Below are 20,997 nucleotides of genomic sequence, written 5' to 3'. Positions count from 1 at the left end.
TTTGCAAGGCAACCGGAGTGGTGGATTCGGTCAACCTAACTCGATCGGCCCGGAATCTGACGGGTCGTCATATAACGATTTCGCGACATACGCATGCGTTGGTCACGGGCGGCTACAGGCCCTTCACTGTCGGGCTCGGGCAGCCGGTTGGGTGGCGTCCACGATCCACCCGAGGCGAATTGGACCGCGACACTTGGCGGGATCCGTGGCTAGGGTCCGGCCGTGGGCGATTTGACGGAAACGGCGGAGCAGCGTCGGGGCCTGTGGCTGGGCGTCGCGGCGTACGTGATGTGGGGGCTCTTCCCCCTCTACTGGCCGCACCTCAAGCCCGCCGGAGCGGTCGAGATCCTCGCCCACCGCATGGTGTGGTCGCTGGTCTTCATGCTCCTCGTGCTGGCCGTGCTGCGGCGCTGGTCATGGATCCGCGCGCTGCTGCGCAATCCCGCCCGGCTGGCCAAGATCACGATCGCGGGCGTGGTCATCACCACCAACTGGGGCCTGTACATCTGGGGCGTCAACTCGGACCAGGTCGTCGAGACCTCGCTCGGCTACTTCATCAACCCGCTCGCGTTCATCGCGATCGGGGTGCTGGTCCTGGGCGAACGCCTGCGCGCCGCGCAGTGGGCCGCAGTGGCCCTCGGCATCGCGGCCGTGCTGGTGCTGACCGTGGCGTACGGGCGGCTCCCGTGGCTCGCGCTGGTCCTCGCCACCAGCTTCACGATCTACGGGTACGTCAAGAAGACCGTCGGCCTGGCCCCCACCGAATCGCTGACCGCCGAGACCGCGGTGATGTTCCTGCCGACCGCGGGCTACCTCGCGTACCTGGCGTGGACCGGCGAGGGCACGCTCGGCACCGTGTCCTTCGGGCACACGCTGCTGCTGATCGGCACAGGCGTGGTCACCGCGATACCGCTGCTGTGCTTCGGCGCGGCGACCGTACGCATCCCACTGTCGACGATCGGCATGCTGCAGTACCTCGGCCCGATCCTGCAGTTCGGCGTCGGCGTGTGGGTGTACCACGAGGCGATGCCCGCGTCCCGCTGGGCGGGCTTCGGGCTGATCTGGGCGGCGCTCGCGGTGCTCACCGTCGATGCGCTGGGCCAGGCGCGCAGGACCCGGGCGAAGGCCCGGTCCCTGCGCGCGACGGCCGCCGCGCAGCCGCTGAAGGCCCCCGCCGTCGTGGTGCCCGCGAGCACCGCGACCGCGACGAGCGCTGCCGCCGCCACGACCGGTACGGCCGCCACCACTGCTACGGACGGTCCAGCAGGTCCAGCACGTGAGCCCGGCCGTGCTCCGCAAAGCGAGTCTCCAGCGCCTTGACGTCGGCCTCGGTGAAGGGCTGGTACGGGCCGTCCTTGCCCGGCCGGAACCACAGCGCGTCGCCGTTGTCCGCGTACCACGCCTGCCGCGAGAGCACGCGCACCAGCACCTTGTTGGTCTGCGTGTGCGGGAGTTCGCGCGCGACGCGCACGTAGCGGGGACGCCACGTCGGCGAGAGGTCCGGCTGCTCGGCCTGCCACGCGGCGAACCCGGCCGGGTCGAACTCGGCGCCCTCACGCAGCACGACCGCCGCCATCGCCTGGTCGCCGGCCGCCTCGTCGGGCACGCCGTAGACCGACACGAGCACCACGTCCGGGTGCCGGGCGAGGATCCGCGCGACCGGCGCCGAGCCGAAGTTCTCGCCGCCGACGCGGACCCACTCACCGCTGCGCCCCGCGAAGAAGAACATCCCCCGCTCGTCCCGGTAGGCCAGGTCGCCGCTCCAGTACCAGCCGTCGCGCAGCCGGTCCGCGGTCGCCGCGTCGTTGTTCCAGTAGCCCTCGAACGAGCCCGCGCCGTCGAGGTTCACCAGTTCGCCGACCGCCTCGTCGGCGTTCAGCAGGCGCCCGTCCGCGTCGAACCGGGCCGTCGCGCACTCCTCGCGCGTATCCGGGTTCAGCACCCGGATGTCGCCGCTCGCGGTCCCCAGCGCGCCGGGCGGCATGCCCGGCACCGGGACGAACGACAGGCCGCCCTCGGTCGATCCGAACCCGTCCCGCACGCTGCACCCGAACCGCCGGGCAAACCGCTCGACATCCTGCGGCCCGCCCTCGTTGCCGAAGACGCGCGTCAGCGTGCTGTCGGCGTCGTCCGGCAGTTCGGGGGTCGCCAGGATGTAGGACAGCGGCTTGCCGACGTAATTCGCGTACGTCACCCCGTACTTGCGCACGTCCGGCAGGAAGCCCGACGCCGAGAAGCGACGCCGCAGCACCAGTGCCGCGCCGGACGCCACCGCCGGGGTCCAGCAGGTGATCATCGCGTTGGAGTGGAACAGCGGCATCGCGCAGTAGGCCACGTCCTCGCCGCCCAGCTGCTGCATCGCCACGACCGAGCCGCCCTGCGACGCGATCTTGCCCTGCGAGCAGATGACCGCCTTCGGGTGGCCGGTCGTCCCGGACGTCAGGATCAGCATGAACGGGTCGTCCGGTGCGGGCGAGCTGCCCGGCAGCTCGGCACCCTCGAACGGGGCCAGCGCGTCGGTCCACGCCGCGGAGTCGACGTTCCACACGTTCTCCGCCGGGAAGTCCGGCACCGCCTCGGCCAGCTGCGCCGCGTGCGCGTCGCCGGTGATCAGCAGCGTGCAGCCGGTGTGCTCGACGTCGCGCGCCAGCTCGCTGCCCTGCCGGGTCGGGTTGAGGCCGACGACGACAGCGCCCGACACCGCCGCGGCGGCCAGCAGGAACGAGAACTCCGGCACGTTCTCCAGCATCACGCCCACGTGGAAGGGCTTGTCGGGATCGCGCCGGGACTCCAGGAACGCGGCGCGCTGGGCGGACAGGCGTACGTGCTCGTCCCACGTCCACGAAGAGTCGCCGTACCGCACGCCTGTGGACGTGTCGCCCACCCGCTGCCGGACCAGGTCGTTCATGGTGACGGACCACCGGCTGGCCATGCGTATCTCCCGCTGTGCTCGTGTGCGCGCACGAATGCGCGCTCGTGGGTGCGCTCCTGGGGCGCCCGGCCTGGCGACACCCGAAGGGGCGTGCCCGCCGTGCTCCCGCTGACGCACGCAAGGTAGCCGCAAGCCGGACAACGTGGAAGATCGATCGCCCGCCGGCACACGTAGCCGGGGCTCGGGCGCTCTGCGGTCGGCGGTCGGCGGTCGAGATCGGGGGTCGGCGGTTGGCGGTCGGCGGTTGGGGGTTGGGGGTGCGGTTGGCGGTTGAGGTTGGGGGGGTGGGGTTTGGGTTGGGGTGGGTGGGCTCTGGTCAGGGGCGGGGGCGGGTGTCACCGTAGGTGGGGCGGGCCCGGCCCGAGCGACGCAGCCCACGGACGCAGTCCCGGACGCCGCCCCCTTGACGCGGCCCGGGACGCAGCCCCGAGGAGGACCCTCGTGCCCAAGCTCACCGTTCCCCTGGCCCGCGGTCTCGCCCGCCGCACCATTCGGCCGTTCCTGCACCCCCGCGTCCCGCTCGCCGTGCAGCGGGCCCGCCTCGACGCCAACTCCGGCCCCCTGCCGCCCGGAACGCACGTGCTGCGCCGTTCGCCCGGCGGGGTGCCCGCGCGCCGCGTCTCGGTCGGGCCGCGGGATCCCGAGCGCACGATCCTCTACCTGCACGGCGGCGGGTACGCCACCGGCTCGTCGCGGTCGCACCTGTCGTGGGGCGCGCACCTCGCGCGGGCGACGCGGAGCGCCGTCTACCTGCTCGACTACCGCCGCGCGCCCGAACACCCGTACCCCGCCGCCCTCGACGACGCCCTCGCGGCGTGGCGCGCGCTGGCCGCGACGACGCCCGCGACCACGCCTCTCGTGATCGCGGGCGACTCGGCCGGCGGCGGGATCGCCCTCACCACGGCCCTCGGCCTGGCCGCCGGCGGCAGCGGGCACCCCGGCGACCGGGTCCCCGACGCGATGGTCCTGATATCCCCCTGGCTCGACCCGCTGCGGCCCTGGCCGTACGAACCGCGCTACGGCCGCGATCCCGTCCTGCGGCCGACGTGGCTGACCTGCTGCGCCGAGTGGTACGCGAACGGCGTCGACCGCGAAACGCTCGCCCCCGCGCGGAACTCCGACCTGTCGGGGCTGCCGCCGACGATCGTGCAGTGCGGCACCGACGACATCCTCGCCCCCGAAGGGGCCGCGTTCTCCGACCGCGCGGCCGCCCACGGGGTCACGGTCGACCACACCGACTACCCGGACCTGTGGCACATCTTCCAGGTCGGCGCGGGCCTGCTGGCGGCGGCCGACGAGGCTCTCGGCGATCTGGCCGGGAGCCTCGACGACGTCCTCAAGTCCTGAGCCGGCGCGACGACTTCGCGGCGGTCACGAACCTCCGCAGAACTTGCGCTCCGCCTGGATCGGATCCGAGGGGATGCGCAGCTTGGTGCGGTCGTAGGCGCCGGTCAGGTTGTCCCAGAACCGCTTCACGCTCATCGGTTCGGTCACCGAGTCGATGAGCTCGGCGACCTTCCCGCATCCCAGCGTGCGGTACGCGGCGCGGATCGCCTCCGGCGACGCCAACTGCGGCGGCACGTCCTTGAACGCGGCCGGGTCCACGTACAGCGCGATGTTCCACGCGGGCGGCAGCAGCTTCTGGTGGCCGGCCGCCGCGAAGTGCGTCTGCTCGATGTGCGAGCCGATGGTGCTGGAAAGCCCCCACAGGTCCGCGACCATGCCGTCCAGCGGCACGATCGCGCCGCCGAGGCCGAGGCGTCCGATCACCAGGGCGACGTCGTTCTGCAGGTCGGGGCGCAGCGGCAGTTCGAAGTCCCCGGGCAGTCCGTACGCCCGGGCGTAGCCGAAGTCCCAATAGAGCACGCGCTTGCCCGCCGCGTCCGCGCGCACCACCAGGGAGTACGACTTGCGCAGGTAGGCGATGTGCGCTTGGGAGCTGACGGGGTTCTCGTGGCCGGTGTCGCCGACGTAGACGCGGCGTTCGTTCCACGTCTGGTTCTGCGGGGGTTGGCCGTCGCGGGGCGAGGTCAGGGTCGTCACCACGCCGCTGCGCATGTCGATGCCGCAGAACAGGGCCCACACCGTCACGGTGGCGACCAGCGGCGCGGACAGCTTGTCGAACGGCACGAGCAGCAGCGGCAAAAGGACCAGGAACATGATGGGCAGCATGAGCCGCCCGTGCATGAAGTCGCCGCCCACCTTGGCGAGGTACAGGGTCTGGACGAACGCGGCGACGAGCGGGGTGGCGACCAGCAGCCAGGTGCGGTTCACGTCCCGGCGGCGGCCGAGCAGTACGGCGCCGCGTACCGCGACAAGGAGGAGCAGCACGGCGGGGATCCACAGCCGGTACGGCCGCTCGTAGTCCAGGATGTAGTCCCGGCCGCGCGCCCACAGCGAGTCCCCGGCCTCTTTGGTGAGGGCCGGCATCGGGAAGACCAGGCCGTAGTAGCCCATGCGGAACACCTCGTACGCGGCGGGCAGAGCCCCCGCGACGGCGGCCATCGCCACCAGCCGGGGCCACCGTGCCGCGGTCAGCACGGCCAGCGCGGTGAGCAGCACCAGCGAGGTCAGGAGCAGGTCGGGGCGCATCAACGGGCCCAGCCCGAACCAGAACGAGGTGGCCGGCAGCCGCCGGGTGCCGACTCCGGCGACCGGCGCGGCCCAGGCGCCGACCAGCAGCGACCACGAGACGGCGATCCACAGCAGGACCAGGCCCATTTCCATGCCCGCGGTGAGGAAGTCCCAGTTCACCGGCACCGCGACGAACACCAGTGCGCCGGCGGGCAGCAGGAAGCGCTTGGCGGTCAACGCCCGGTGCAGGCGCCGGGTGGTGTCGAGGGCGATCCAGAACCCCGTGACGGACAGGGCGAGTCCGAGGTAGACCGCGGTCTCGGCGGGCGGGAAGGGACTGACCCGATGGAAGGCCACCAGCACCCACTGCCACGCGGTGCTCGTCGACGTCTCCGCACGCTCGCCGATGCTGTACACCGGGCCGTTGCCCGCGGCGATCTGCCGGACCACGCGCGTGAAGATCAGGCCGTCGTCGGTCATCCAGCGCCGGTGCCAGCCCATGACCGCGAGGATGGCGGTCGGCACCAGCATGACGGCCAGGTCGGCCGGCCTGGGCAGGCGGCGGCGGACCGCGCGGGCGAACGGCCGGGCGCGGCCGCCCGTTTGGTCCGGCGCCGCGGGTCTCGGCCGTGTCTCTTCGACGTCGGCGGAGTTCGCGGGTGCGGGGGTGGCGGCCGGGACGGACGTCGGGGGCATGCGGCTCCCAGGGGGATTTCGGCTCCGGCCCGCGGCGGATCCCCGCTCGGATCCCGGTACAGGCGTTGGAGTGCGGCTCATTTCCGCCCCGGCGTGTGCCGCGGAGCGGGACGCCCGGCCTCCGGCGGCCTCGGGCGTCTACTCACCAAAGACGCTGTCGGGCGTCCGAAAAGCTGCGTCGGTTGGGAAATTCACCGGGGAAATTCGCCCGGTCAGCCCCGGGTCAGTCGCAGAATTTGCGGGCGGCCTCGACCGGATCCGCCGGTATACGGATGTTTGTCCGTTCGTACGCACCGGTCAGGTTCTTCCAGAACCGGTCGAAACTCATCGGCTCGGAGACCGACTCCAGGAGCTCGCGTACGTCGCCGCAGCCGAGGACCCGGTGCGCGGCCCGTAGTTGCTCCTGGTCGGCCAGCGCCGGCGGCACCGACGGGAAGGCCGCCGGGTCGACGTACAGCGCGATGTTCCACACCGGGGCCAACAACTTCTGGTGCCCGGCGGCGGTGAAGTTGGTCTGCTCCAGATGCGCGCCGAGGGTGCTGGACAGCCCCCACACGTCGGCGAGCAGCCCGTCGAGCGGCGTCATCGCGCCGCCCGCACCGAGTTTGCCGATGACCAGCGCGACCGGGTTCTCCAGGTCGGGCCGCAGCGGCAGCGCGAAGTCCGGGGGCAGCCCGAACACCTTGCCGTAGCGCGGGTCGAGCATGAGCACGTGCCGCCCGTCGTCGCGGGCCGCGACCAGCAGGCCGTGCATCTGCGCGTTGTACGCGACGTGCGCCCCGGCGGTCACCGGGTTCCGTTCCCCGGTCGCCCGCGTCGTCACGCCGCGCTCGTTCCACACCTGGTTCTGCCCGTTCGCGGCGGGCACGGGCGGCTTGGTGGTGCCGCTGCCACCGGGCCGCAGCACCGCGGCGCACACGACTGCCCACACGGCCACCACGGCGACGAGCGGCAGTACGGCCCGCCGGAGCGGCAGCAAGAGCATCGGGAGGAGCAGCGTCAGCAGGATGGGGACCCACATACGGGCGTGCATGAAGTCCCCGCCGACCTTGACCAGGTAGAGGGCCTGGGCGAGGGCGGCGGCGGGCGCGACGGCGAGCACGAGGACCGTGCGCCGCCTCGGCAGGCCGAGTCGGGCGTAGAGCACCGCGGCGGCGGTCAGGAACAGCAGCGGGATCCACAGTTGGTAGGGGCGGTTGAAGTCGGTGACGTAGTCCCAGCCCCTCCCCCACTGCGAGTCGCCGGCTTCCTTGGTGACCGCGGGCATCGGCACGAGTTGGCCGTAGTAGCCCATGCGGAAGACCTCGTACGCCGCCGGGAGCGCTCCCGCGGTCACCGCCATCCCGACCCGCGTCCACCCCGACGCCGGCCCGAGCAGGGCGACGGCCACCAGGAACGCGACCGCCGTGATGCCCAGGTCGGGCCTGATGAGCGGACCGAGGCCGAGGTAGCAGGACAGGCCGAGGAGACGCCGGGCGGGGACGGCGCCCGGCCAGGCACACCACACGGACACCAGCAGCGCCCACGAGGTGCCGATCCAGAACAGGATCAGGCCGATCTCCATCCCGGCGGTCAGGAAGTCCCACACCGGTTCGACGACCACGAAGACGAGCGCTCCGGCGGGCAGGAGCAGGCGGGTCGGGGCCAGGCGCCGGTGCAGGCGGCAGGTGGCGGACAGGGCCGCCCAGAAGCCCAGGACCGCCAGCAGGAGGCCGAGGTAGACGGCGTTCTCGGCGTCGGAGAGCGGGCTCGGGTAATGCACCGCCACCAGCAGCCACTGCCACGCGGTGCTCGTGGACGTCTCGACGCGTTCGCCGACGTTGTAGACCGGGCCGTTGCCCGCGGTGATCTGCCGCACGACGCGCGTGAAGATCAGGCCGTCGTCGGTCATCCAGCGCTGGTTCCAGCCCATCACCGCCAGGAACAGCGTCGGCACCGCCATCGCCAGGAGGTCGGTGCGGCGCCGCGGGCGCGCGGATCCTGGTGCGGGTGCCGTGCCCCCACGGCGGTCCGGCCGGATGGCGGCGAGAAATGTCACACGGTTCCCGTCTCGTCGGTGTCCCGGCCGGTCAGCGCACGGACCCTGTCTCCGTCCACAACGTAGACGAAGGCACCGGACACCACGGGGGCGACCATCGTGAGCGTGCCGTACCAGGCCCGCCACCACCACAGCTCGCGGCCGTGGGTGCGGTCCAGGACGATGAGCACCGAGTCGCTGTGCGAGCGCACGCACACCACCGGGCCGTCGGCCAAGACCGGGAGCGTACGGTCCAGTTGGCCGCCGACCGCGTCGAGGGGCCGACGGGCCGGGATGGGGCCGCTCGTCCAGCGCACCGATCCGTCGGCGAGGTCGACGGCGTGCACGCGGCGGTCCTCGCCGCGCAGGTACGCCTCCGCGGAGTCGACGGCGAGGGACAGCCCGGCCGTACCGCCGGACCACGGGATGCTCCACAGCTGGGCGGCCTGCGCGGGGCGCAACGCCCGGAACTCGCCGCCGCCGAGGACGTAGAGGACGCCGTTCTCGAGGATCGCGGTGTCGCCGGGACTGATGTCGCGGTGCACGAGGCCGCCGTCCTCGGCGGCGCGCACGACGTACGAGCCGACCTCGGCGGTCCCCGGGCGGAACCGGGCGCACAGCACCCAGCCCCGGTCCACCGCGGTGACGATCGAGTCCTCGGCGTCGTCGCGCCACAGCAGTTCGCCGGTCCGCGGGTCGAGAGCGCGCATCGGCTCGCGGCCGTCGCCGCTCAGGTAGACCGCGCCCGCGTCGTCTCGGGTGAACGCCGTGCGGCGGGCCTCCCGGCGGTTCCACAGCAACTCGCCGGAGGCCGGGTCGAGTCCGAAGAGCTCGGTGTGGCCGCCGATCGCCGCGAGCACCCCTTCGGCGGGCTCGAACACCGCGTGCAGTCGGAACGCCCGCTCGGCGCGCGCGAGTCGCGAGGTGCCGCGGGCCCAGAGGCCGCGCGCGGCGGCGACGTCGGTACGCCAGCGCTCGGCCCCGGTGATGGCGTCCAGCAGGGCGATGCGGGTGCCCTGGGTGACGTACACGCGCCCGCCGCGGGGCTCGCCGACGATACGCCAGCCCGGCTTGCTCCACACCGGCTCGCCGGTTTCGGGGGCGAGGGCCACGAGGCTCTCGCCGCCGGCGAAGACCAGGCCGTCGGACATGAAGAGGCTCTGCACACCGGGGATTTCCCGGGTCCAGAGGCATTGTGCGCCTAATGCGGCGGCTTGTTCGGCCGGTTCGGCGGACGTGGCGCCGGCAGTGGCTGTGCCGCCGGCGGTGGCCGCGGGGTCGTCGCCGAGTTCGGGTGAAGTGGGGTGCGCGGAGCCGGTGGTGGCGTCGTGGGCGGAGTCGTACGCCGGGTCGTGCGCGGCGTCGTGCTCGATGCCGTGCTCGATGCCGTGCTCGACGCCCGGCGCGGAGTCGTGTTCGATCTTGTGCTCGGCGTCCTGCTCGACGCCGTGTTCGACGCCGACTGGTGTCGCCGCTTTGGCGGGAAGTTTCCCGCGGCTGCTCACGACGGCGCTTCCGGCACCCGCGGCCCGCTTGCGCGGCGTCTTCGGCTCCTTCTGCCGCCCCTTCGGGTTCGGGGCGGCGCCCGCCTCCGCCGTCGCCGTCCCGACCACCGCGGCCGCCTGCGCGGGTACGCGGCGCTGACGTGCCCTCGGGATCGAACCCTTGGCCACGGCCGCCTCCGCGGCGGTCTCCGGCACCTGCGGTGCCACGTCGGTCGCGGCAGGAGCGTGCACAGGCCGTGGAGTGGCGAGCGCTGTCCCGATCGGCGGTTCCCCCGAACCGGCCGGCTCGGCGTGGGCGCCGATCGCCCGCCGCGCGGCGCGCGGCAGATGGGTCGCCAGTTCGCCGACGGGGCGGCCGAGTTGCGCGACGATCTCGGCGACGGTCGGCCGGGACTCGGGAACCGGATGAAGCAGCCGCGCGGCCAGTGGGGCGACGCCGTCCGGGAGGCCCGCGGCCGATACGTCCTTTCCGCCCCATGCGTCCGACTCCTCCGGCAGGTGCCCGCGGGCACACAGGAGCAGCAGCACCCCCAGCGCGTACACGTCGGCCGCCAGGGTCGCGTCCGCGCCTTCGGGCGGCGCGAACGCCGGACCGGTGAGCGGCACGAGGGCGCCCTGCGCGCCGCCCTGCCCGGGTCCGCCGAACACCCGGGCCAGGCCGCCGTCGACGAGCTGCGCGGTGGTCGCGGTCACGAGCACGTTGCCCGGGGTCACGCCGCCGTGCGGCAACTCCGCGTCGTGCATGGCGGCAAGGCCCCGCGCGACCCCGGCGACGATGCGCAGCGCCGCGTGCGGAAGCGGTCCGGCCGCGGCGAGGACCTCGACGAGCGAGGCGCCGGGGACGTACCGGCGGGCGTACCAGGGCCGTACGCCGTCAGTGCTCCACTCGACGATGCGTCCCGCGCCCAGGTTGCGGACACGGGAGAGGTCGCCCATGACCCCGGCGAAGCGCATCGCGAAGTCCGGGTCGGCGCGCAGCAGGTGAGGGTGGGTCAGTTTGACGGCCAACCGTCTGCCCTGCGGCGTCCTGGCCATGAACACCCGGCCGAATCCTCCCGCGCCCAGCACGCCGACCAACTCGTGGTCGCCCAGGCGGTGCGGATCCCCCGGTTCCAGGTCACGCATGGCGAAGACGCTATCCGACAGACGGGGCATGCCACATCCGCCGTGGCACCCGAACCAACCGTTCGTCACCGCCGCGGACCACCGGTACCCTGCCTGACGTGCGTTCTTTCCGCCTGGGCAAGGAAACCGACCTCGACACGATCATCACACTGGAGGCCGAACCGGACGCGGCGCGCTGGTTGTGCGACATCGGTCGCACCTGGCACGACCTGGTCCTGGTCGACCCGGCCCAGGAACACGTGGTCGTGCTTGAGGACGACCGGGTCGTGGGCTTCGGTGTGCTCGCCGGTCTCGCCCGCGAGGACAAAGCCGTCGAGGTGCGGCGGATCGTGGTCGGTACGGCACACACCGGGCACGGCCACGGGCGGGCACTGCTGCGGGAGTTGCTGACCAGGGCGTACACCGTCCACGGCGCCCGGCGCGTCTGGCTCGACGTCAAGGCCGGCAACGACCGTGCGCACCGCCTGTACCTGGCCGAGGGTTTCGTCGACGAGCCCGACGCCGATTCCGCGCCGTTCGTCGAGGCGGACGGCACGGTCACGCCGCTGATCGTGATGGGCCACGCGGCGGGGCTCGCGCGGTTCGGGCGCGACCTCCAAGAGGTGGTGGTCGACTGCGCCGCACCGTACCGCCTCGCGGTCTTCTGGGCCCGGGTGTTGGGCGGCGACGCGGTCGAGCGGGACGCCGCCTGGGCGTACGTCGACCCGCCGGGCAAGCCGCGCGTCGCGTTCCAGCGCGTACCCGAGGGCAAGTCGGGCAAGAACCGCCTGCACTTGGACGTCCAGGTCACCGACATCCCCGCGGCGACCCGCGCGGTCGAACTCCTGGGCGCGGTAAGCCTGGGCGGCATCGTCAAGGACGACCAAGGCGCCTTCCAGGTCCTACGGGACCCGGAAGGCAACGAGTTCTGCCTGGTCGGAGACTGAACGACCGCCCCTGCGCGCCACCGCCAACGCCGGTCGAACCACTCCCGCGACTCGGTAGTCAGGCGGCGTTGGGGTGGGCGCTGGGCCTGGGGCCCATGGCGTTGACACGCTTGGGCGGGCGGAGTTTGACCATGCGGCGGGTGCCCCACACGCGGTCGTAGACGTACGTCGCGTGGATTCCGGCGCTCAGCACCGTGCGGCGGGCCCGCGACCAGTTGAGGAGGCTGCCCATCCGCGCCATGACGGCGAGGCTGACGTCGCGGTTGACCTTGATCTCCGCGCGTGCGGTCTTCTCCAGCGCGCGCTTGATCTGCAGGCTGCCGCCGACCGCGGTACGCCGCAGCAACTCCTCGTGGCAGTACGCGAGGTGGTTCTCCTCGTCGTCGCAGATCATCCGGATACCGCGCCCGATGTCCGGGTCGTCGCCCAGGTAGCGGCGCAGCAGCCGCATGTCCTCGGCGGCGCGCTGCTCGGTGACCCGCGAGTGCACGAGGTACTCGACCACGTCGGCGTCGGTCATCGGCTCGTCGCGGCGCAGGCGCTCGTGGGCGAGTCCGATGCCCTGCCGTTCGAGCAGCATGCAGTAGTCGGTCTCGGGCGGGACCTCGACCGGGTCGAGGCCGCGCCGGTGGAGCATGGCGTTGAAGATGCGCCCGTGCTTGTCCTCGTCGGCGCCGTGCCGCGCGACCTTGGGCGCGAGTTCCGGATCGGGGACGAGGGCCGCGATCCGCCCGTTCTCCCAGCCGCCCTGGCTCTCGCCCTTGGCGGCGATGCTGCAGAACAGGCGGAACGCGTCGTCGTCCTGGTGGATCTCCTGAAGAATGCCGCGTGCGCTGAGCATGACCGGCCACCCTTCCCCGCAGGTACCGCATAACCACAAATGAACGCAGATACCGACAACGGTAACGCAACCCTGAGTGACTGTCCTGTCAACGTTGCGTGGCCGAAACCTTACTCTCAGCCGATCGTCGCGCCCTCGGCCTGCTCCGGCCGGGCCCTGTCGGGTTTCGGGGCAGGAACCCCGGGGCGTCCGCCGCGTACCAGCAGCACCACGAGCACGGCCGCGACGAGTCCCACCACGCCCGACATGAGGACGACGGCGTCGAGGCCCGAGGCGTACGCCGAGTCCGCCGCGCCGGGCGGCAGGCCTGCGCCGCCCCCGCCCTCGGTGAGCCGGGCCGCGGCGCCGTGGGCCCCGGCGACCCCGGCGTCCCGCAGGACGGTCTCGGCCTCGCCCTGGAACACGACGCCGGTGACGGCGATGCCGAGCGCGAAGCCGAGCTGGCGGAAGGTGTTGAGCGCGCCGCCCGCCATGCCGGCCCGCTCCGGCGGCACGGTGGCGAGGATCGCGGACGCGAGTGCGGGGGTGCCGAGGCCGACGCCGACGCCCGCGACGATCAGGCCGGGTAGGAGGACCGTCCAGTCCGATCCGGCGTCGATGCGGGTCAGCAGCAGCGCGCCGGTGCCGATGAACAGCAGGCCGCCGCCGATCGTCCAGCGTGCCGGTACGTCGTGCAGCAGCCGCCCCGCGGCGCCCGCCACCACGAACGCGACGCCGGCCAGCGGCGCGAGCATCAGGCCCGCGCGCACCGGGCTGTTCCCCAGGTGTGTCTGGAGCCACAGCGACACCTGCGGCATCCACGCGAATGCGGCGATCTGGAGGGTGAGTCCGGCAATCAGGATGCCGGTGAACGACCGGTCGCGCAGCAGGCGCAGATCTAGCATCGGTGCGGCGCTGCGGGTCTCGACCACGCCGAAGAGGACCACGGCGACGGCCGCCGCGGCGAAGGCGCCTCGAACCGTGGCGTCGCCCCAACCGTGTTCACCCGCACGGATGAAGGCGTACGTGAGCGCTCCCGCCGCAAGGGTGAACACCGCCGCGCCGGGCACGTCCACGCGCGTCGTACGGTCGCCGTGCGACTCGCGCAGCCACCGCAGGGCGAGGAAGAGTGCGACGGCCCCGACCGGCAGGTTGATCAGGAAGATCGCGCGCCAGCTCACGTGTTCGGTCAGCAGCCCGCCGACCACCGGCCCGAGTGCCGCCGACGCCCCGGAGACCGCGCCCCACACGCCGAAGGCCACCCCGCGGTCGCGGCCCTGGTACGCCGCCCCGATCAGCGCGATGGCGGTGGCCAGCATCGCCGCGCCGCCGATGCCCTGGACGACGCGCGCGGCCACCAGCGTGCCGGTGCCGGGCGCGAGGCCGCACAGCAGTGAGGCGATGGTGAACACGACGAGGCCGACCGCGTACACGCGTTTGCGGCCCACGATGTCGGCGAGCGCACCCACCTCCAGGAGCAGGGCGGCGAGGGCCAACGCGTAGGCGTCGAACACCCATTGCAGGTCCGCATAGGTCGAGTCGGTGTCGTCGGCGATGTCGGGCAGTGCGACGAGCACGACGGTGGTGTCGACGAGGAGCATGAACGCTCCCAGGCATACCGCGACGAGCGGTCCCCATTTGCGCATGGCGTCTTCATTTCTCGCGTTGGAGCGGTGCGGTGAGTGGTGGGTGGAGCAGCGCTCGGGCGGTGCTCGGGTGGTGCTCGGAGTGGTACGCCCACGCTCCTGGCGTGCCGCAAGGTCAACCAGTCAGCGGCCGCATTCGGCGGAAATCCGCCACGAGTACTCTCTTGTGGATGGAATCCTCCACTCCCCGCACGACCGTCGGCACGACCGGCACGCCGGTGACGCTCGACGCGATCGACCGCGCGCTCATCCACGCCCTGGAGATCGACGGCCGCGCGCCCTTCGCGCGCATCGCCGGGGTGATCGGCGTTTCGGAGCAGACGGTCGCGCGCCGCTACCGCCGACTCCGGGGCACCGGCGTCGCGCGCGTGGTCGGCCTGGCCAACCCGCAGCGGCTCGGCCTGACCACGTGGGTGGTACGCATCCGCAGCACCCCGGACGCGGCGTTCGCGATCGCCGAGGCCCTGGCCCGCCGGCGCGACACATCCTGGGTCGAACTCACCTCGGGCGGCACGGAGATCAGCTGCGTCGCGCGCCTGGGCAGCAACGCCGACGCGGACAATCTGCTGCGGCACACGCTGCCGCGTACGCCCAAGGTCGTCGACATAACCGCCCAGTGCGTGCTGCACATCGCCCATGGCGGGCCGATGAGCTGGCGGGAGAAGTCGGCGTGGCTGACCCCCGATCAGGTCGCCGAACTGGACCCCGGCCACGGCCCTTTGAACCACGATCTGGACACCGGACCGAGCGGCGTGACGCCCACCGAGGCGGACACCCGGCTATTCGAGCAACTGGCTCGCGACGGCCGTTCCGGCTACGCGGAGTTGGCGTCCGCCGCCGGGCAGTCCGAGTCCTGGGTGCGCCGGAGGATGGACGAACTCCGCCGTGAGCGCCTGCTGTTCTTCGAGCTGGACGCCGATCCGGCGGCGCTGGGCCACCGTACGACCGCCGCGCTGAGGATGTCCGTGCCGCCGTCGCACCTGGCCGACGTGCTCGCGAAGCTCAGCCTGCATCCCGAGGTCGTCTTCGCGGCGGCAACCACGGGTGCCACCAACGTCATCGCGGTCGCCTGCTTCCGCGACGAGACCGAGCTGTACGGCTACCTGACGACGCGGATCGCAGCGCTGACGCGGGTCACGTCGGTCGAGACCACCACGGTGTTCCGCCTGCTCAAGCGCGAAGGGGCGATTTTGACCACCCTGCGACCAACCGGCGCCCGCTGATCGAACACGCCCCGGGTCATCCCGCACACCCCGCGGGCCAGATCGCCTTCGTGTGTCTCTCGGATGCTCGGGCGATCTGGTGTACAACGGGTCGACTGATCAAGTTCCGGGAGGTTGGGCCGTGAAGTTCGACCGGCGCGAAGTGGAGGCGGAGTTCGCCCGTTGGTGGTCGATCGGCAACGCCGGCGAGGACTGGGCTTCCTGGGCGCAGCTCTACACGCCTGACGCCTACTACATCGACCACTTCTGGGGTCCGCTGCACGGCCGGGACGAGATCGACCTGTGGATCCACGCCGTCATGAAGGGCGTCCCCGAGATCTACGGCGTGCTCGACTGGTACACGATCGAGAACGGGATCGTCACGTTCCACTACCTGAACCGGCGGGACAACCCGTCCGACGAAGGGCCGCCGTACTGGGACTTCGCCGGGCTGTCCGTGCTCTGGTACGCCGGCGACGGGCTCTGGTCCAAGGAAGAGGACTTCTGGGACCGCACCGGCGCCCGCGACACGAGCGTCGAGTACGCGGCGGCATGCGAGCGGGCCGGCCTGACCGAGCCTCTTCAGCGCATGACGCGAAAGCACTGGCCGGACGCGCCCTCGTGGGCACGCCACGAGGCGCCCCCGTCCCCGTCCTGGCTCACCCGCGACAACGTCCCCGGCATCACGAAGCCGCGCGAATTGCGAGACCTTCTGACCCGCCTGCGCGGCTGACGACCCCCGACCACCACGACAGTCGAGACCCCTCGCCCGCCACCGTCAGACCGGCGGCCCCTCGGCGGCCCGCCTCGCGTCGGCGGCCATCCTCAGGTCGCGCGAGTCCTCGACGGCCAGCCGGGCGAAGCTGATCATCCGCGCGAGATCGCCTCCGGCGCATACCAGGATGTCGTCGATCACATCCTCGTCCGGCGTGATCTCCGCGTAGCAGTCGTGCCACGCGAACTCGACCAGTTCCAAAAGGTCCAGCGCCGCCGGAGCCGCGTCCGCCCCCATCGCGGCCTCGACCTTCGCCGCGCGCTCCGCACGACGTGCCGCCCGTCCCACCACCATGGCAATTCCTCTCCGTCCGGCTGTCGTTCGGTTTCCCGCGACCACACCGTCGCATCTTCCCGACACCGGAAGCATCCGCAATGCCCGCAGCCGGCGAAGCGAAAGGCCGGTGGGAGCGCGAGTCGGTTCCGCTGCCGACGGGCGGGAGGCCGGCTCCGGGGCGGGGGCGGGCGGGATTCTCGGGTGATGCCACCTTGTCATATACCCCCCTGGGGTATATTTTCGATGGATGCGGACGACACAAGAGAACACGGCAGACCTGGGAGCGACACCGATGCACATGAGCGCACCCCCCTGTACGTGCGGTTCACGAGCGCCACCCCGGAGCCGAGCACCGCCTCAGAAGAACGGAAGGGACTCGCCATGCGCCTCTTTGCCATCCGTGACTACCGCTACCTCTTCAGCGCCCAGATCATCGCCCTGTTCGGCACCGGGCTGACGACGGTCGCCCTCGGACTTCTCGCCTACGACCTCGCCGGCCCGAGCGCCGGCGTCGTCCTCGGCACCGCCCTGACCGTCAAAATGGTCATGTACGTGCTCATCGCCCCCATCGCCGCCGCGTACCTCGGGCGCTTCCCCAGACGGACCGTCCTGGTCCTCCTCGACGTAGTGCGGGCCGCAGTGGCCCTGGCCCTTCCGTTCGTCAGCGAGGTCTGGCACATCTATGTGCTGATCGGCCTGCTCCAGGCCGCGTCCGCGGCGTTCACCCCGACGTTCCAGGCCGTCATCCCCGACGTCGTCACCGACGAGTCCGACTACACGCGTGCCCTGTCCGCGTCCCAGGTCGCCTACACCATGGAGAGCCTGCTCAGCCCCGTCCTCACCGCGGTCGCCCTGGCGTTCATCAGCTTCAACTGGCTGTTCCTGGGCACTTCGGCCGGGTTCGTCGTCTCCGCGTTGCTCATCCTGCCCACGCGCATCCCCGAAGCACGCCCCAGCGCCCACACCCGGGTGTGGGACAAGGCCGCGGCGGGGATCAGGACCTTCCTCGGGACCCCGCGGCTGCGCGGCGTCATGGCGCTCAACCTCGTGGTCGCGGCCGCGGGATCGATCGTCGTCGTCAGCACCGTCAACTACGTCCGCGACGACCTCGGCGGCTCGCAGTCGGACGTCGGATGGATGCTCGCCGCCTCCGGCGGAGGGACGCTCCTGGCCGCGCTCGTACTGCCCCGCGTACTCGACCGGGTCCCCGCCCGCGCGACCATGATGACCGGCGCCGGCGTGCTCGTCGGCGGCACGGTCGCCGCGGTGGCCCTCGTCGCGGCCGAACTGGCCACGCGGACCGGTACGGCGGTCGTCTGGGCCGTGATCGGCGTCGGCATGGCGCTGGTCGTCACACCGACGGGCGCCGTCCTGCGCGCCTCCGTCGCACCGAACGCGGTGCCGGGGGTGTTCGCGGCCCAGTTCTCCCTCTCGCACCTGGCCTGGCTCGTCACCTACCCGATCGCGGGATGGCTCGGCACGAGCGCGGGCTTCACGCTGACCTGGTCCGTTCTCGCGGGCCTCGCCGGGACGGGTGCCGTCGCCGCGCTCCTCCTGTGGCCGCGCCACGACGCGCGGCAGGCGCTGTCCGGGGTTCCGACCACCGTCCGGAGCGCGTCCCGGACGGGCAGGTCCGACCTGGTCAAAGCCGTGTGACCGGGGGCTTCCGGCGGGCCAGGGCCGGTACGCCGACCGGCCCCGGGACTTCGGTCGGCCGCGGCAACGCGGGCCAGTAGTGGTCGGTGAACAGCCGTGCCACCAAGGCGCCTCGGGTGGAGACGCCGGTCTTGCCGAACACCGCCTTGAGGTGGTCGCGGACCGTGTGCGGGGAGATGAACAGGGCGGCGGCGATCTCCGCGGTGGACCCGCCGCGGGCGATGAGCTGAGTGACCTGGAGTTCGCGCGAGGTCAGGCCGTACGCCTCGGCGACCAGCACCGCGAGATCGCCCGCCGCGGCCGGCTCGACGACCAGCGCCACCGGCCCCGGTTTCCCGCCGATGCCGGTGAGGCACGACGCGTGGCAGGTCAGCCAGCGGCCCTCGGTGGTCCGGATGCGGATCCGCGCGTCGCCGTCGTCCCGGCCGTGGGCGACGGCGCGCGCCTGAAGTGCCGTACCGATGACCCAGATCGGCAGGTCGAGCCCGAGCGGCGAGGGGCAGGACGGTCCCTCGGGCAGCAGCGCGAGGTGCTGCCTGGCCTCGTCGTTGACGGACGTCGCCTCGCCCGCCTCGTCGAAGAGGATGAGGCCGGTCGCGGGCGCCCCGCTGCCGGGTGAGACCGCGGGCGGCCGGGCGAACCGGCGCAGCCGTTCGGCCAGGGGGCGGGAGAGGTCGGCGAGCAGCGCGGTCTCGTCCGGGCGGAACGCGGTCGCGTCGGCCGTGCGGAACAGGCTGACGAGGCCCCAGGGGCGGTCGGCGATCCGCAGGACGGCGCGGAGTTCGTCGTACACGCCCTGGTGCCCGAGCAGGCGACGGAAGCGGGTGCTGCGCGCCGGGAGGCCGCCGGTTGCCGCGCGAAGTGCCGCGGCGGGCACGGGCGCGCGGGCGAGTTCGCGGAACGGCAGGACGTTCTCCTCCAGCAGTTCGCTCTCCCAGTACGCGGCGCAGCCCTCACCGGAACCGAGGTTCTCCACCAGCATCGGCGCGGTGATCAGGCCGGTCTCCGGGTCGGCCGCGGTCCACACGGCGCAGTCGAACGGCACGCGGCGCCGCAGATCGGCGGAGGCCAGGTTGAACAGCTCGAAGGCGTCGCGGGCCCGCTCACGAGTTCGTTCGAGGGTCTGTTCGCCGGGCCGGGCGCCGAGCCGTTCGCCGGTCGGCAGCGACGAAGGGCGTGGATCGGTCATGGGTATCCCTCCGCAGGTCAGCCTGCCTCTACATGCGAGTGGCGTCCACCCCCCGATTGAGGGGGTCGGCCTCCGCCCGTTCACCCGTGTTCGGGGGATGGGGCTCTCCGGCCTTTGCGGCAAAGGTCGTTGGCACACGACCGACGGAGAGGGCGGACATGGACATCGCAATCATCGGAGGCGGCGCGGCAGCGGTCGGCCTCCTGGACGCACTGGCCACATCGGCCCCGGCGACCGCATCATCTGTGCCCGGGAAGGACGCCGCGGGCCGGACGGGCGGTACGGTGACGATCTTCGAGCCGTCGCCGTGGCTGTGGCGGGGACGGGCGTACGGACCGGACCTGGACGCGGTCCTGGTGAACGCGCCGCCGGCCATCATGTCCATCCGCGCCGACGACTTCGGCCACTACGCGGCCTGGCTCGGCGAACGCGGCGCGGACCACCTCGATCGGCTCTTCGACCGACCGCTGGTCCCGCGGGCGCTCTACGGCGAGTACCTGGCAAACACCGCCGAGAAAGCCGTCGCAGCACTGGGCGAACAGGGTCGGCAGGTCGAGGTCGTGGCCGACCGCGTCACCGAAGTCGCCCGCGCCGGGGCCCGCTTGGCGTTGCGTACGGAAGGCGACGCACAGGTACGCGAAGTGGGCCAGGTGGCACTGTGCGTGGGCGGCGGAACACCGCCGGACCTCTACGGCCTCGCCGGCCACCCCGGGTTCACGGTCGACCCGTATCCGCTGACGGACACCCTCGAACGCGTCGGAGCCGACGCGGACGTGGCGGTCATCGGCAGCGGACTGACCGCTGTGGACGTCGTCGTGTCACTCGCGGCGCGCGGGCACGCGGGGCGGATCACGCTTCTGTCGCGCAGCGGCGTACTGCCGCACGTGTGGCAACGCCCGGTCGAGCGGCGCCCGCGGCACGTGACGGTCGAACGCGTCGCCGAACTCCACCAGGCGCAAGGCGGCCTCGCACTCACCGACCTCGTGGGCCTGCTGCGCGCCGAACTCGCCGAGGCAGGCGAGGACTTCGACGACTTTGCGGCCGAGCTGCGAAGCACCGGGCACGACGATCCCGTCGACCGTCTCCGGCGGCAGATCGCCGCCGTCGACGACCCGCGCATCGGCCGCCGCGTCCTCCAGGTGACCGCGCACACCGTCGGTCCGTACGCGTGGCGCCTCCTGCCCGAAGCCGACCGCGCCCGGATACGCGGCCACCTGCGCACCGCCACCAGCGTCGCGTCGCCCATGGTCCCGGTGAACGCCGTACAGCTCATGGCTCTCCTGGACTCCGGCCAACTCACCCTGGCCGCCGGGCTCGACACGATCGAGATGCGCGACGGACGGTTCCGGGTGCGTACCCGGGACAGCGAACACACCGCAGACCTCGTCGTCAACGCGGTCAACCCGTCACCGCAGGCGGTCCCGGCCGCGGCGCGGGGGCCGGTGCAATCCGTCGTGGACGCCGGGCTCGCCACGATGCACCCCTTCGGCGGCGTGACCCCCGCCGACCCGCGCGTGCACGTGGTCGGGGACCTGGTCGGCGGCGGGTCGTTCATCACGTCGAGCATCCCCGGCCTCGCGGCCCAGGCTTCGCGTACGGCCCGGGCGCTGTCCGCGGCCTGAGGGTCCCGGCCCCGCCGCATCTGCTGTCAGCAGATC

Annotated in this window: 15 protein-coding genes; 7 read left to right on the top strand and 8 right to left on the bottom strand. The window is 72.4% G+C overall.

The features are described 5' to 3' along the window. Nucleotides 1-231 precede the first annotated feature (231 nt). A complete protein-coding gene (gene rarD, locus ACWD12_RS16140; protein WP_358351539.1) occupies nt 232-1,320 on the top strand; it encodes an EamA family transporter RarD in 1,089 nt (362 codons plus the stop codon). Here rarD and ACWD12_RS16135 read toward each other — a convergent pair. Then, nucleotides 1,250-2,932 carry a long-chain-fatty-acid--CoA ligase gene (locus ACWD12_RS16135; RefSeq protein WP_358351366.1) on the bottom strand — a complete coding sequence of 561 codons (1,683 nt, stop codon included), beginning with the start codon at nt 2,930-2,932 and terminating at the stop codon, nt 1,250-1,252. The genes rarD and ACWD12_RS16135 overlap by 71 nt on opposite strands. A 441-nt stretch (nt 2,933-3,373) precedes the next feature. Here ACWD12_RS16135 and ACWD12_RS16130 point away from each other — a divergent pair, with 441 nt between their 5' ends. Then, complete coding sequence (locus ACWD12_RS16130) at nt 3,374-4,279, top strand: alpha/beta hydrolase fold domain-containing protein (protein WP_450100049.1); 906 nt, start codon at nt 3,374-3,376, stop codon at nt 4,277-4,279. A 24-nt stretch (nt 4,280-4,303) separates the two neighbouring features. On the opposite strand, the gene ACWD12_RS16125 is transcribed toward ACWD12_RS16130, so the two are convergent. The 3 genes from ACWD12_RS16125 to ACWD12_RS16115 form a co-directional block, all read right to left on the bottom strand. Continuing rightward, a complete protein-coding gene (locus tag ACWD12_RS16125) occupies nt 4,304-6,202 on the bottom strand; it encodes a hypothetical protein (protein ID WP_450100048.1) in 1,899 nt (632 codons plus the stop codon). Nucleotides 6,203-6,425: 223 nt separating this feature from the next. Next, a complete protein-coding gene (locus ACWD12_RS16120; RefSeq protein WP_450100047.1) occupies nt 6,426-8,144 on the bottom strand; it encodes a hypothetical protein in 1,719 nt (572 codons plus the stop codon). 92 nt (nt 8,145-8,236) lie between these two features. Continuing rightward, nucleotides 8,237-10,849 (bottom strand): outer membrane protein assembly factor BamB family protein, encoded by a 2,613-nt coding sequence (locus ACWD12_RS16115; RefSeq protein ID WP_450100046.1) that lies wholly within the window; start codon nt 10,847-10,849, stop codon nt 8,237-8,239. 98 nt (nt 10,850-10,947) lie between these two features. Between ACWD12_RS16115 and ACWD12_RS16110 the strand changes: the two genes are divergently transcribed. Further along, nucleotides 10,948-11,775, top strand: a complete 828-nt coding sequence (locus ACWD12_RS16110; RefSeq protein ID WP_450100045.1) for a GNAT family N-acetyltransferase — start codon at nt 10,948-10,950, stop codon at nt 11,773-11,775. A 58-nt stretch (nt 11,776-11,833) separates the two neighbouring features. Here the strand turns inward: ACWD12_RS16110 and ACWD12_RS16105 are convergent, their stop codons facing one another. Further along, nucleotides 11,834-12,616, bottom strand: a complete 783-nt coding sequence (locus tag ACWD12_RS16105; RefSeq protein ID WP_450100044.1) for a ferritin-like domain-containing protein — start codon at nt 12,614-12,616, stop codon at nt 11,834-11,836. A gap of 116 nt (nt 12,617-12,732) precedes the next feature. Continuing rightward, nucleotides 12,733-14,241 (bottom strand): MFS transporter, encoded by a 1,509-nt coding sequence (locus tag ACWD12_RS16100; protein ID WP_450100043.1) that lies wholly within the window; start codon nt 14,239-14,241, stop codon nt 12,733-12,735. Nucleotides 14,242-14,411: 170 nt separating this feature from the next. Between ACWD12_RS16100 and ACWD12_RS16095 the strand changes: the two genes are divergently transcribed. After that, nucleotides 14,412-15,464, top strand: a complete 1,053-nt coding sequence (locus ACWD12_RS16095; protein ID WP_450100042.1) for an Lrp/AsnC family transcriptional regulator — start codon at nt 14,412-14,414, stop codon at nt 15,462-15,464. A gap of 121 nt (nt 15,465-15,585) precedes the next feature. Then, a complete protein-coding gene (locus ACWD12_RS16090; protein WP_450100041.1) occupies nt 15,586-16,176 on the top strand; it encodes a nuclear transport factor 2 family protein in 591 nt (196 codons plus the stop codon). Nucleotides 16,177-16,221: 45 nt separating this feature from the next. Here ACWD12_RS16090 and ACWD12_RS16085 read toward each other — a convergent pair whose 3' ends face one another. Next, nucleotides 16,222-16,512, bottom strand: coding sequence for a hypothetical protein (locus ACWD12_RS16085; protein ID WP_450100040.1), 291 nt, complete (start codon nt 16,510-16,512; stop codon nt 16,222-16,224). A gap of 363 nt (nt 16,513-16,875) precedes the next feature. Here ACWD12_RS16085 and ACWD12_RS16080 point away from each other — a divergent pair, with 363 nt between their 5' ends. Continuing rightward, nucleotides 16,876-18,150 carry an MFS transporter gene (locus tag ACWD12_RS16080; protein WP_450100039.1) on the top strand — a complete coding sequence of 425 codons (1,275 nt, stop codon included), beginning with the start codon at nt 16,876-16,878 and terminating at the stop codon, nt 18,148-18,150. Here ACWD12_RS16080 and ACWD12_RS16075 read toward each other — a convergent pair. Then, on the bottom strand, nt 18,137-19,339 hold the full coding sequence (locus tag ACWD12_RS16075; protein ID WP_450100038.1) for a LuxR C-terminal-related transcriptional regulator: 1,203 nt from the start codon (nt 19,337-19,339) through the stop codon (nt 18,137-18,139). The genes ACWD12_RS16080 and ACWD12_RS16075 overlap by 14 nt on opposite strands. 158 nt (nt 19,340-19,497) lie before the next feature. On the opposite strand from ACWD12_RS16075, the gene ACWD12_RS16070 reads away from it, so the two are divergent. Then, nucleotides 19,498-20,961 carry an FAD/NAD(P)-binding protein gene (locus ACWD12_RS16070; protein ID WP_450100037.1) on the top strand — a complete coding sequence of 488 codons (1,464 nt, stop codon included), beginning with the start codon at nt 19,498-19,500 and terminating at the stop codon, nt 20,959-20,961. The last annotated feature ends 36 nt before the right edge of the window (nt 20,962-20,997 follow it).

Source organism: Streptodolium elevatio (genome assembly GCF_053592165.1).
Note: the sequence above shows the minus strand (reverse complement) of the source record. Positions and strands in the feature narration are given on the sequence as shown.